At 63.5% G+C, this 13,119-nt stretch carries 11 protein-coding genes; 6 read left to right on the forward strand and 5 right to left on the reverse strand.

What is annotated here, in order from left to right; genetic code table 11:
• Positions 1-75 precede the first annotated feature (75 nt).
• From ACOIX3_RS33670 to ACOIX3_RS33685, 4 genes are all read left to right on the forward strand, one after another.
• Positions 76-309 carry a hypothetical protein gene (locus ACOIX3_RS33670; RefSeq protein ID WP_420966353.1) on the forward strand — a complete coding sequence of 78 codons (234 nt, stop codon included), beginning with the start codon at positions 76-78 and terminating at the stop codon, positions 307-309.
• 292 nt (positions 310-601) lie between these two features.
• Positions 602-2,935, forward strand: coding sequence for a TonB-dependent siderophore receptor (locus tag ACOIX3_RS33675; protein ID WP_420971850.1), 2,334 nt, complete (start codon positions 602-604; stop codon positions 2,933-2,935).
• A gap of 1 nt (position 2,936) precedes the next feature.
• Positions 2,937-3,962, forward strand: a complete 1,026-nt coding sequence (locus ACOIX3_RS33680; protein WP_420966354.1) for an extracellular solute-binding protein — start codon at positions 2,937-2,939, stop codon at positions 3,960-3,962.
• Positions 3,955-5,169: a PepSY-associated TM helix domain-containing protein gene (locus ACOIX3_RS33685; RefSeq protein ID WP_420966355.1), complete on the forward strand. Its 1,215-nt coding sequence runs from the start codon at positions 3,955-3,957 to the stop codon at positions 5,167-5,169. Before ACOIX3_RS33680 ends, ACOIX3_RS33685 begins: the two co-directional genes overlap by 8 nt.
• Positions 5,170-5,178: 9 nt before the next feature.
• Here ACOIX3_RS33685 and ACOIX3_RS33690 read toward each other — a convergent pair whose 3' ends face one another.
• On the reverse strand, positions 5,179-5,706 hold the full coding sequence (locus ACOIX3_RS33690; RefSeq protein ID WP_420966356.1) for a DUF4269 domain-containing protein: 528 nt from the start codon (positions 5,704-5,706) through the stop codon (positions 5,179-5,181).
• Positions 5,707-5,932: 226 nt separating this feature from the next.
• Positions 5,933-7,561: an isocitrate lyase gene (locus ACOIX3_RS33695; RefSeq protein ID WP_420966357.1), complete on the reverse strand. Its 1,629-nt coding sequence runs from the start codon at positions 7,559-7,561 to the stop codon at positions 5,933-5,935.
• Between the two features lie 144 nt (positions 7,562-7,705).
• Between ACOIX3_RS33695 and ACOIX3_RS33700 the strand changes: the two genes are divergently transcribed.
• Positions 7,706-9,145 carry a helix-turn-helix domain-containing protein gene (locus tag ACOIX3_RS33700; RefSeq protein WP_342727198.1) on the forward strand — a complete coding sequence of 480 codons (1,440 nt, stop codon included), beginning with the start codon at positions 7,706-7,708 and terminating at the stop codon, positions 9,143-9,145.
• A gap of 83 nt (positions 9,146-9,228) precedes the next feature.
• On the opposite strand, the gene ACOIX3_RS33705 is transcribed toward ACOIX3_RS33700, so the two are convergent.
• A complete protein-coding gene (locus tag ACOIX3_RS33705) occupies positions 9,229-9,672 on the reverse strand; it encodes a nuclear transport factor 2 family protein (protein ID WP_420966358.1) in 444 nt (147 codons plus the stop codon).
• A 196-nt stretch (positions 9,673-9,868) separates the two neighbouring features.
• Positions 9,869-11,098, reverse strand: a complete 1,230-nt coding sequence (locus ACOIX3_RS33710) for an MFS transporter (protein WP_420966359.1) — start codon at positions 11,096-11,098, stop codon at positions 9,869-9,871.
• 192 nt (positions 11,099-11,290) lie between these two features.
• On the opposite strand from ACOIX3_RS33710, the gene ACOIX3_RS33715 reads away from it, so the two are divergent.
• Positions 11,291-11,476, forward strand: coding sequence for a hypothetical protein (locus tag ACOIX3_RS33715; protein WP_420966360.1), 186 nt, complete (start codon positions 11,291-11,293; stop codon positions 11,474-11,476).
• 113 nt (positions 11,477-11,589) lie between these two features.
• Here ACOIX3_RS33715 and serA read toward each other — a convergent pair whose 3' ends face one another.
• The gene (serA, locus tag ACOIX3_RS33720) at positions 11,590-12,843 is read right to left on the reverse strand and encodes a phosphoglycerate dehydrogenase (RefSeq protein ID WP_420966361.1); all 1,254 of its coding nucleotides are present in this window, start codon (positions 12,841-12,843) and stop codon (positions 11,590-11,592) included.
• Positions 12,844-13,119: the final 276 nt, after the last annotated feature.

The following is a 13,119-nucleotide window of genomic DNA, read 5'->3' on the forward strand; positions in this document are numbered from 1 at the left end:
ACCACGACTGTGCCGCATCTCGGTCCAATCCTGCCTGCGGGTGGCGCAACAAAAACACGATTGGGGAAAACCTACATGCAGCAGGCACCGTCGGGCGCACGGAGCGCGGAACCGTCTGGCTATGTTCTCTACTTCCAGCTTGCCAGCAATGGCGCGAGACGCGCGTGCAGTCTGACGATCCAGGCGGAAAGTGCCAACGAGGCGGCGCGGATCTTCCGCGAGAACTGGACCGCAATCGAATCAATGGCGCGCGACGGCGTCAGCACGGGAATGGTCGGCTCGGCGCCCGTCCTCCTGGCGATGTCGTGAAGCGCACCGCGCCACATGAGTCATCCTACGCTTGAGGCGTGACAGGACAACGACCGCTGACCTCAGGCAAGGATCGCGCGACCATTTGACGCGCTGACGCGACATCAAGTCATGAGATGCAAGTCATGAGATGCAGGGCTCGCGCACGCGCGCGGGCCCTGCTTTGTCTTAGAACGATTCAAATCCTATCCGGTTAGAGGGATTCAAGTCTGCTCCGGTTCTTTTCGCGCGCGCCGACTGCTAGAGGCGCGGCGTGAATAGGTTTGCGTGAATCGGAAGTGCAAGAGTGCCTGTGAATGCTGATGGCCGGGTTGTCGGCGACCGTCGAACTGCCGCCGACAAAGGCCGCACCCACCTGCTGATCGGCGCAGCATTCCTGCTCGCCGACATCTCCTCGGCGGTGACGCCGGCGAGCGCCCAATCGAGCGTCGCCTTGCCGCCGGTCACGGTCGAGCAACCGACACAGAAGCGCAAGCCCGCAGCCAGTTCGGCGCGGTCGGCACAGCGAACGCAGTCGGCCGCCGCGGCACGGCAGCGCAGCCGGAATGCCCAGCCGACGCCCCCGACACCGTCGGAGCGCGCGGCAGCTGCCGCCGCCGTGTTGAACGAGGCCAAGCTGCACTATCGCGCGATGCCGAGCTCGACCACCTTGCGCAGCGGCGCCTCGCCGCTCGACACTTCGCAGACCGTCAACGTCGTGCCGGAGCAGGTGCTGAAGGATCAGCTGCCGCGCAATCTTGACGACGCGCTCGCCAATGTCAGCGGCGTCACCCAGGGCAACACGCTGGCCGGCACCCAGGACGCGGTGATGCGCCGCGGCTTCGGCGACAACCGCGACGGCTCGATCATGCGTAACGGCATGCCGCTGGTGCAGGGCCGCAGCCTTGATGCTGCGGTGGAAAGCGTCGAAGTGCTGAAGGGCCCGGCGTCGCTGCTCTACGGCATCATGGACCCCGGCGGCATCGTCAACACGATCAGCAAGCGCCCCGAGCTCTATCAGCACGGCTCGGTCACCCTGCTCGGCTCGACCTTCGCCAACAACAAAAACGGCGCCGACGGCACTATCGACATCACCGGCCCGATCGGCAATGGCGGCCTCGCCTATCGCTTCATCGGCTATGGCGTGAGCGAGGACTATTGGCGCAATTTCGGGCGCCATCGCGAAATGCTGGTGGCGCCGTCGCTGGCCTGGTACGGCGAGAACACCACCGTCCAGCTCAACTACGAGCACCGCGAATTCATCACGCCGTTCGACCGCGGCACCGCGTTCGATCCCGTGACCAAGGCGCCGCTGGCGATCCCGGCGACGCGGCGGCTCGATGAGCCCTTCAACAACGTGTGGGGCACCTCCGACCTGATGCAGGCCTCGGTCGAACACCGGCTGAACCAGGACTGGAAGCTGTTCGCGGCCTACAGCTACAACACCGAGACATTCAGCGCCAACCAGCTCCGCATCACCGGCATCAACACCAAGACCGGCGTCGAGACCCGCAGCAATGACGGCACGCAGGGCTCGCTCAGCAATGCGAGCTACGGCACCTCCTATCTGCAGGGCAATATCTGGCTCGGCGGTTTCCGCAACGAGGTGCTGTTCGGCGGCGACGGCCAGTATCGCACGATCTACCGCGACAATCTTATCCGGCAGGCGACGCCGACCTTCAACTTCTATAATCCGGTCTATGGGCTGATCACGCCGGGCACCACGGTGTCCGCCACCGACAGCGCGCAGACCGACAAGCTCGGCCAGTGGTCGCTGTTCTTCCAGGATACGCTGCATCTGACCGAGCGCTTCGCGCTGGTCGGCGGCGTGCGCTACATGGAATACGACCAGATCGCGGGCAAGGGACGGCCCTTCATCACCAACACCAACGTCTCGGGGGACAAGGCGCTGCCGCTCGGCGGCGCGATCCTCAAGCTCACCGACGAGGTCTCGCTGTATGCGAGCTACACCCAGTCGCTGAAGCCGACCTCGACTATTGCACCGCTCACCGGCGGCGTCGTGATCGGCTCCAACATCGCGCCCGAAGAGGGCACCCAGTGGGAGACCGGCGTCAAGTTCGACTTCAACAAGCGGATCTCCGGCACGCTTGCGCTTTACGATATCGACAAGAAGAACGTGCTGGTTTCGCAGCTCAACGCCACGACCGGCATCGTCGAGTACCGCACCGCCGGCAAGGTTCGCTCGCGCGGCGTCGAACTCGACGTCACCGGCAGGCTGACCGACAATTGGAGCATGATCGGCAGCTATGGCTATACCGATGCACGCGTCACCGAGGATCCGACGCTCGCCGGCAACGCCCTGCAGAACGTCGCGCTCAACACGGCCTCGCTCTATTTGGTCTATGATTTCGGCACCACCCTGCCCGGCCGGCTGCGTCTCGGCGGAGGCGCGCGCTATGTCGGCGACCGACCCGGCGACGCCACGAACAGCTTCGTGCTGCCGGCCTACACCGTCGCGGATGTCTTCGCGACCTATGAGACCAAGGTCCAGACGTTCCCGGTGGTCTATCAGTTCAACGTCAAGAACCTGTTCGATACCGTCTACTATCCCTCGGCCGTCAGCAATCTGGCCGTGGCGATGGGCGACGCGCGGCGCTTCTCGCTCTCGGCGACGGTGAAATTCTAGCATGGCCACGGCACGGACAGCGATCGGACTGCTGGCCGTCTTAGCGGCGCTCGCGTGCGCCTGCACCCCGGTCCGGGCCGACGAGCTCACGCTCTACTCGACCCGCGAAGCCAATCTGGTCGAGCCTGTCGTCGCGGCCTTCACGGCAGCGACCGGCACCCAGGTCAAGACCATCTTCATCGAGGACAGCCTGGTCAAGCGCTTGACATCGGAAGGCGACAATTCGCCGGCGGATGTCCTGCTCACCATCGGTCTCGACAAGACGACCCAGCTTGCGGCGCGCGGGCTGACGCAGGCGATTGCATCGCCGGCGCTTGCCCCGGCGGTGCCGGCGAACCTGCGCGGCAACAACGGCCAGTGGATCGCGCTCGCCATCCGTCCGCGTGTGGTGTTCGCACGCAAGGACGACCCGCTCGCCGCGATCACCTATGAAGAGCTTGCCGACCCAAAATGGCGCGGCAAATTGTGCATGCGGCAGGCCGCGCACCAGAACAATGTCGCGCTGATCGCCGCCTATCTCGCGCATCATGGGACCGATGCGACGGAGAGCTGGCTCGCCGGATTGAAGGCCAATCTCGCCCACAAGCCAACTGGCAAGGACAACGACGTGGTCCGCGAGATCGCGGAAGGGCGCTGCGACATCGGGATCGGCAACACGGTCGCGCTCGCGCAGCTCCGTGACGGCCGCGAGGGCAATGACTTTCGCACATGGGCGGGCGCCGTGAAGGCGGTGCCGACTGCGTTTGAAGGCGGCGGCAGTCACGTCAACCTGACGGGCGCCGCGATCGCCCGGCACGCACCGCATCCGGCCGCGGCACGCGCGTTCCTCGAATTCCTCGTCACACCCGAGGCCCAGTCGATCTTCTCCACCGCCGAGCTGGAATACCCCGCGCGTGCGACCGCAAAGCGGGCCCCGATCGTCGAGGGAATCGGAGCGTTCGCTGCCGATGCTCTCCCCATCGACGAGATCGCCGCGCATCAAGCGGCCGCAATCGCACTGATCCGAAAGGCCGGATTCGATGAATGATATCCGCCGCCCGATCAAGGCCGCGCTGCTGCAGGTCCACTCCATCGCCGGCCTCGCGCTGGCGCTGCTGTGGGCGGTGGTCGGAATCACCGGCGCGACGATGGCGTTCGAAGACGAGATCGAGGCCAGCCTGAACAGCCACATCATGCGCGTCGACGTCAGTGCGACGCGGCGGCTGACACCGGATGAGCTGGTCGCACGGCTGCAGTCGGCCGGCGACTTCGGCAGGGCCGCCGCCGTGGCGATGGCGAGCGACCCGTCGGCGGCCGTATGGATCCGTTTCGCCCGCGGCGAAGGCGGCGCACGTCCCTCCTCGGTCTATGTCGATCCCTATGACGGACATGTGCTCGGCTCGCCGCGCGGCGAGGACTTCTTCGCGACCGTCCGCAAGCTGCATCGCTGGCTGCTGTTGCCGGGGGACGGCAATGGCATCGGCCGCAAGATCACCGGGTCAGCCGCGCTCTGCCTGATCGTGATGCTGATATCAGGCCTCGTGCTGCGCTGGCCGCATCGCGCGCGCAGCGTGAAGATGTGGCTGAAGCCAAACCTGGGCCTGCGCGGGCGCGGCCTGCACCGCTCGCTGCACGCCGTGATCGGCACCTGGGTGCTGCCGGTCTATCTGGTGATGACGCTGACCGGCCTGTGGTACTCGTTCGAGTGGTACAAGGCCGGCGCCAACTGGCTCCTGGCGCGGCCTCAAGCCGCGGATGCGGCGATGCAGCCGAAGCCACCGCGCGGCGCAGCTGCGGCCGCGGGCAAGGGCGAAGCCAAAACCGAAGCGAAGGCCGAAGCAAAGCCGCTCGCCTTCGATCGTGTCTGGACCACGTTCCTGCAGCAGGAGAACAACGACTACGGACGGGCCCTGCTGACCCTGCCGGCCGGCGCGGGCACCGCGGTGCGCGTGCGGTCATGGTCGCGGGGTTCCACGCTTGAGAGCGTGCGCGACGAATTCCGGATCGATGCCGTCACCGGGCGCGTCATCTCAGCGGATCGCTACGCGGACAAGACGTTTGGCGAGCGCGTCCTCGCCGGCGTGCTCGACATCCACCGCGGCGCCATCCTGGGTTGGCCCGGCAAGCTCGCCTTCATGCTGGCCGCCGCCATGATGCCGCTGTTCGCCGTGACCGGTCTGCTGCTCTATCTGTCCCGCCGCAGACACCGGCGCCTCGCGCGACAGCCGATGGGCCACCTCGTTCCGGGTGAATGAACCTCGCGATCAGCCGAGGCCGCGCGCCGCGAGCCGGGCGCGCAACCCGGCATCCGTTTCCGCCGCGAGCGCGAGCAACCCGCGATAGGGATCGCCCGATATCCCGAGCACGGCGGCGAACGCAGGCTCGGTCTTGAGGCCATCTGCCCGCAACTTGCCGACGGCTCGCCGCAGCCGTCCGTCATCAAGCGCGAGCAGCCGCCGCTCCACCTCGAAATGGATCCAGCCCTGCTGCTGATCGACCGGACGCAGGTCACCGAACAGCTCGAACGGCCAGCCATCCCACACAAAGCGGGCAATCGCCGGCCGCGTTCCCGAGGTCCATCGGTAGAGCACGAAATCATCGGCCGATTGATAGTGGGTGCAAACGATGACCGCGAAAGCATCCGGATCGGGCGCGTGGCAGACGATATCGATGTCGCTGCCCGGCACGGCAAGGCCGAGCGGCAGCGTTCCGACGATGCGGGGATCGAACGGCTTGAGCCGCTCCATCACGGCGGAGCTGGTGACGGCGGATGCATAGTGCCCGATAGTCATCGCGCGGCGTGCCCTCAAGGTCGCAGCGATGCCATACCACGCTGGCGTGGAATGAGGGAACCTCGACAAGCCGGGCGAAGCCTGACGGGAACGGTCTTGCAAACGCTACGGGGCGATTTCGACCGCGTCACCGCCGTCGAAACCGCCCCGCCAAACGAGCAGACAGGCGAGACTGCCTCGCAATCCCGCCTGTCCAGCCGATAGTCGCTTTGACCCGTTCGATCGACTAGCCGAACTGGTTCATCGTGTTGTGGACGCCGCCCGCCTTGAGGGCGGCCTCACCGGCGAAGTACTCCTTGTGATCGTCGCCGATGTCGGAGCCCGCCATGTTCTGATGCTTCGCACAGGCGATGCCCTGACGGATTTCCGCGCGCTGCACGTTCTTGACGTAGCCAAGCATGCCCTGCTCGCCGAAATACTCCTTCGCGAGATTGTCGGTCGACAGCGCAGCCGTGTGATAGGTCGGCAGCGTGATCAGGTGGTGGAAGATGCCGGCGCGCTTGGCCGAATCCGCCTGGAAGGTACGGATACGCTCGTCGGCTTCGATCGCCAGCGGCGTGCCGTCGTATTCCACCTTCATCAGCTCGGCGCGGTTGTACTTGCTGACATCCTGGCCGGCTTCCTTCATCGCGTCGTAGACCTGCCAACGGAAGTTGAGCGTCCAGTTGAACGACGGCGAGTTGTTGTAGGCGAGCTTCGCGTTCGGAATGACCTTGCGGATGCGATCGACCATCGAGGCGATCTGCTCGATATGCGGCTTCTCGGTTTCGATCCACAACAGGTCGGCGCCGTTCTGCAGCGAGGTGATGCAGTCGAGCACGCAGCGATCCGCACCGGTGCCGGGACGGAACTGGTAGAGATTGCTGGGCAGACGCTTCGGACGCATCATCTTGCCGTTCTGGTTGAGGATGACGTCGCCATTGCGCGCATTGGCAGCCGTCACCTCCTCGCAGTCGAGGAAGCTGTTGTACTGGTCGCCGAGGTCGCCGGGCTTGTGGCTCACGGCGATCTGCTGGGTCAGACCGGCACCGAGCGAGTCGGTACGGGTCACGATGATGCCGTCTTCGACGCCGAGCTCGAGGAACGCATGGCGGCAAGCGCGGATCTTCGCGATGAACACCTCGTGCGGCACGGTGACCTTGCCGTCCTGGTGGCCGCACTGCTTCTCGTCGGAGACCTGGTTCTCGATCTGCAGGGCGCAGGCACCCGCCTCGATCATCTTCTTGGCGAGCAGATAGGTCGCCTCGGCGTTGCCGAAGCCGGCGTCGATGTCGGCGATGACGGGCACGACGTGGGTCTGGAAGTTGTCGATCTTCTCGATCAGCGCCTTTTCCTTCGCCTTGTCGCCTTCCTTGCGGGCGGCATCGAGCGCGCGGAAGATATCGTTGAGCTCACGCGAATCCGCCTGGCGCAGGAAGGTGTAGAGCTCTTCGATCAGCGCCGGCACCGAGGTCTTCTCGTGCATCGACTGGTCGGGCAGCGGGCCGAACTCGGAACGCAGCGCCGCGATCATCCAGCCGGACAGATAGAGGTAGCGGCGATCGGTATTACCGAAGTGCTTCTTGACCGAGATCAGCTTCTGCTGCGCGATGAAGCCGTGCCAGCAGCCGAGCGACTGGGTGTACTTGGTGCTGTCGGCGTCATAGGCGGCCATGTCGGCGCGCATCAGCGCAGCCGTGTAGCGGGCGACATCCAGACCGGTCTTGAAACGGTTCTGCAGGCGCATGCGCGCCACGGCCTCGGCGGTGACGCCGTTCCAGGTGTCCTTGGTCTTGAGGAGCGCTTCGGCCGCCTCAAGCTCGCTCTGATACGAAGCCGGCCCCTGGATGCTGATCCCGCGCGGTTGGAAGTTCATGTCCGTGATCCCTTCGGTGACGAAATAACTGGTCTCTTTGTAAGGCCAGCCTCGCCGGGAGCTAGACCTGGCGCGGAAAACTTGTCATAACTTACAAGAAACTGATGTATTGTTGTAAGAATCTTACAAGCCTTGGATGAGGCAATGGTAACCTCAAGCGCCCGTTCCGTTTTCATGGGCCCGCGGCTGCGGCGGCTGCGGCGCGATCTCGGGCTGACCCAGGCCGACATGGCGGCCGATCTCGAAATCTCCGCCCCCTATGTCGCGCTGCTGGAACGCAATCAACGGCCGGTGACGGCGGATATGCTGCTTCGCCTGGCCCGTACCTACAAGATCGATCTGGCCGATCTCGCCGGCGACGGCGGCGCCGATCACACCGCGCGTATGCAGTCGGTCTTGAAGGAACCGATGTTTGCCGACATCGACATCCCCGCGCTCGAAGTCAGCGACCTCGCGGTCAGCTATCCCGGAATGACTGAAGCGTTCTTGCGGCTCTACACAGCCTATCGCGAAGAGCAGCTGGCGCTGGCGGAGCGACGGGCGCCGGACCTGGTGGGTGGCGGGTCGCACCCGGGTCAGGAGAATTTTGACGCCAACGATCCCGTTGCGGAAGTCAGGCGCTTTCTCGCCGCGCGCCGCAACAATTTTGCCAATCTCGACGATGCCGCCGAGCGTCTCGTCCATGAACCGGCCGGACCAGCCGGATTTATCGAGCGGCTTCGCGAGCGTCATAAGCTCCAGGTCCGCTATCTGCCGCCCAACGTCATGCTCGGTTCGGTCAGGCGACTGGACCTCCATCGCAGACAATTGCTGCTCGAGGATTCGCTCGATACCGCGGGCCTCAATTTCCAGCTGGCCAAGCAACTCGCTTATCTCGAACTGGAAGGCGAGATCAGCGCGGCGGTGGAAGACGGCAAGTTCACCAGCAAGAGCGCCGAGTTGCTGGCCCGCCGCGCACTCGCGGCCTATGCCGCGGCCGCGCTCATCATGCCTTATTCCGTGTTTGCCAAAGCGGTCGAGACGCGTCGTTACGATCTGGAGGCGCTGGCACGCCAGTTCGGCACCAGCTTCGAGCAGATCGCGCACCGCGTCACGACGCTGCAGCGGCCGGGTCTCGAGAAGGTGCCGTTCTTCCTGATCCGCGTCGATCCGGCCGGCAACATTTCCAAGCTGCTCGATGGTGCCGGCTTTCCGTTTGCCAAACACGGCGGCGCCTGTCCGCTATGGTCGGTCCACGATATCTTCAAAACGCCGCGCCAGATCGTCACGCAATGGCTCGAATTGCCCGACGGACAGCGGTTCTTCTCGATCGCCCGCACCGTGACTGCCGGCGGCGGCGCGTTCGGCGCCATCCGCGTCGAGCGGGCAATCGCGATCGGCTGCGCCGCCGAGCATGCGGGCCAGCTGATCTACACGCGCGACGGACAAGGGCCGAACGCGGATGAGCCGACCCCGATCGGCGTCGCCTGCCGGGTCTGCCATCGCCCGAGATGCGCGGCGCGGTCGGCGCCGCCGATCGGACGCGAGATTCTTCCCGACGATTTCAGGACCTCGAGCGTCCCGTTCGGCTTCTCGGCGGATTGACGAAGGGCCTGCGCGGCGAGCAAATCGCATTCGACAGGTCATGTCATGGCGGATGACAAGAGGAGTTCTTGGCTAGCGTTCATTCAGCCGGGAGGAAGACTCCTGCATACCGCTGCGCCGCGACGAGGATCTATTCTTGAAAAGAATGGATGGTCACAAAAAATGAAGTTCTCCAGAACGAGGCCGTTGCCGTCGACTTTTATGCGATCGCAGCCCTCGAATTTGAAGCGGCCATCGGCGTCCGTTCCTGTTGCGGTCCAGCGAACGAAATAGAGATTGCCCGATTGCGCATGTTCCGGCACTTCCAACTTCCAGTCCGGACAAATCGTCAGAATATCAGCGATGACACCGAGATAAAGATCCGGGTCCGTGATGTCTCCGATCGGCCTTGGCCAGTGACCGATGATGTCACCAGCCATCACTTGACGAATTGTTGGCACGAACGAAAGAACCGGTGCGGCCCAGAATGTCTTAAACCCCTCAACTGTCCATTGGCTCGAAGGGATTGTTGCTGCCGGCTGAGTCACTTGCTTGCTCCTATCCTGTAATCCTGCGGAAGGCGAAACGTCTTATGGTGCGTCAAGACGAACACACAGATGCGTTTGAGCAGTCCGCCGGTGGATCAGCAATTACCCGCCAGGTAAGAGCCTCAGCTCGCGCGGCATCGTTCTCGGAACTCCTGACGCCATTGCTCGATTCAACCACAACCGTTCCGCGCGCCTGTCAGCTGGACATACAGCTCTCAGCAGGGCGCGCACGCCGCTTCCTCGGTACTCCAGCAATGATGAACGCCGCCATGAGCTGAAGCGCCGCAGCAGTCGCAAAGGCTAGCGTGTAGTCTCCTAGATAATCTCGCAACATGCCGAAGATTACTGGAGCCAACGAATAGATCGCCTGATTTATGGCCGCTGCCTTTGCAACGACATCTGCCACTTCCCCCTCACGAAAGAGTTGCTGCGCTATCAATGGGAGCAACGTGTTGGTGTTGCCCGCTCCCGCGCCAAAAATCACGCAACCGAGGCCAAGCATGATCCAGTCGGTACCAAAGGCGAGGAACGACGTGCCGATAGCCTGAAGGACGAAATTTCCTGCCGCAATCGTGCATCGATCTCTACTGCCCAGAACTTGCACAAGCAGAAAACGACCGGCGATCGCGCAAAGTGCCGTCAAACTCACCGCGTAAGCCGCCAGCTCGATCGAGACCTGCGAAGACATTCGCGAAACGAGGTGGGCGAATAATCCCATCTGCGAAAATAGACTGAACGTGAATGCGGTGGTCAGCCAAAGATATCGCCTGTCCTGCAGCAATCCCGAGCGCTCCGGGGTTCGACGCCCTGCGTTTGACAAGGGTGAAGCTTCCAGAGGACTGGAGGAAGCGGTCAGGCTGCTTGCAGGAGCTGGCGCGACATATAGGCTGATGAGCGGTCCAAGAACCAGGACCATCGCGCCTACGATAACGCAAGCGGCGAACTCCAATCCCTTGCTCGATATGAGGGCCGACCAGACTGGAACGAAAACAAGACCACTGACGCTTGCGCCATTCAACGCGTAGCTCAACGCCTTATGCCGATCCTCTTTGAACCACGGCGTCAGGATCGCGTTCACCGCTGGCCCGCTCGTACCTGCCCAGCCGATGCCCCCGAGGAAGGAGGCCAGGAACATTTGCCACGGAGACTGCGCGTTCGCCCAAATCAAGAGCGCAACTGCCGCAAATGCGACGCAAGCGAGTGTGACACGCGCCGCCCCGGCTGCCCGGTACCAGTCGGGTGATAACCAGATCATCACAGCACCGATCAAGAACTGAGCGGTTATTGCGGACGAGACGAGTGATATCGACCAACCGCGATCCGCATGCAGAACTGGTAAACAGACGAACGGACCGTAGAAGCCACTTGTCCAACCGAACGTAGCGATGACAAAAGCCGCGGTTGCGACTTTCCAGCGGAAAGGCATCGAGTTGGTACCTGTAGCGCGCGTTGTTGACGACGGAGGATCAGCTGGCAGGCTGAAATAGCGCGACGGTCACCAGCGCTGTTGCGATCATCGTGTCATTGCCTGTGACGCTCACATCGGCCAGGATTCAAAGCAATTACGTCTAACGTAATGCCGTAGCCCAAGACCCATGGCACGACGCCGGTCGCCTATTTGCGACGGGTCCAGCTTGAAGCTATCCACGAAGAGCTGTCGCGGCCGGAGAGCCTGCTTCCGATCAGCGAAGTTGCGTTGAAGTGGGGCTTTACCCCTATGGGCCGGTTTGTCGCGTCAAACCGGTCGGCTTTCGGCCTGTATCCCTCCGATACGGTCCGCCGCGCGCGAGGGCTCTGCGCCTAGAGCCTCGTCCGTTCTGATTGAATCGTAACGGGGCTCTAGATTTCGGATCCGACGCGTTTTCTTCACACGAATCGTTGTCCAGCTCGCTGGGAACCGCTGCAACGACCGCTCGATCACCCCTGCGGCCGGTTCGCGTCATACAGCACCCGCACCCGGATCGTGCCGTCAATGTCTTTCAAATCGGCCAGCAGTCCCTCGCCCTCGCCGCCGACCACGTCGGTCTCGAGCACGACATAGCCGACTTCCGGATCGGTCTGCAGATATTGCGCCAGGATGTTGATCCCGTGCCGGGACACCGCGTCGTTGACCTGACGCATGACGCCCGGAACGTTGCGGTGAACATGGATGAAGCGGGTGCCGGTCGGCCGCGCCGGCAATTGCACCTGCGGAAAATTGACCGCCCCGAAGGTCGACCCGACGTCGGAATAATCGATCAGCTTGCGTGCGACTTCGCCGCCGATGCGATCCTGCGCCTCTTCCGTCGAACCGCCGACATGCGGCGTGAGGATGACGTTGGGCAGGCCCTGCAGCGGTGAGACAAAGCGCGCCTCGTTCGACACCGGCTCGACCGGGAACACGTCGACTGCGGCACCCGCCAGTCGACCCTCACGCAGGGCGCTCGCGAGCGCATCGAGATCGACCACGGTGCCGCGCGAATTGTTGATCAGATAGGCCTCGGGTTTCATCAACTGGAGCTGGGCTGAGCCGATCATGTTGGCGGTGGTCGGCGTCTCCGGCACATGCAGCGATACGACGTCGCTCGCTGCGAGCAACGCGTCAAGCGATTCAGCGGGCTCGGTGTTGCCGTGGCGGAGCTTGTCGGTCTGATCGAAATAGATCACGCGCATGCCCATGGCTTCGGCGAGGTTCGACAGCTGCGAGCCGATGTTGCCGTAGCCGACGATGCCCAGCGTCTTGCCGCGCACCTCACGGCTGCCTTCTGCAGACTTGTCCCAGCCGCCGGCATGTGCGGAAACCGAACGCGGAAAGATCCGGCGGAACAGCATGACGATCTCGGCGATGGTCAGCTCCGCCACGCTGCGGGTGTTGGAGTATGGCGCGTTGAATACGGGGATTCCGAGCTTTCGCGCGGCGTCGAGATCCACCTGATTGGTGCCAACCGAAAAGCAGCCGACAACGAGCAATCGGTCGGCGGCCTCGAGGATTTCCGCGGTCAACTGGGTCCGCGACCGAATTCCCAGCATATGGATGCCCGACAGCGCTTGCTTGAGCTCTTTGGGCCCCAGCGCCTTGGGCAGACGTTGCAGCTCGGTATAGCCGTTGGCCTCGAACATCCGGACTGCGGAATCATTCACGCCCTCCAGCAGCAGCACGCGTATTTTGGTCTTGGGCAGCGACAACATCATCAAGATCCGGGCTCGTAGGTTCGGGCAGGTTAGGCACGAACGCAGTTTCGACGGATCAGGTGATAACATGGAAAACAATCGCGTCAGAAGCCGCCATGGGCGGTGCGCCCTGCGATTTCCGACGAAGCCCCCTCGATCCGCGCCTCCAGACACCGAGCGGGAACCGATTCGGCCAAATGTCTTGGGCTATTTCGCCGGCAAAGGCCCCGTTTCGGCTCCTGGGAACAGCCGCTCCGCTCACCGGCCGGAGCTCAATCCCAGTCGCCTTAGCTCGGC

This window comes from Bradyrhizobium sp. B120 (assembly GCF_049075665.1).
Taxonomy (GTDB): domain Bacteria; phylum Pseudomonadota; class Alphaproteobacteria; order Rhizobiales; family Xanthobacteraceae; genus Bradyrhizobium.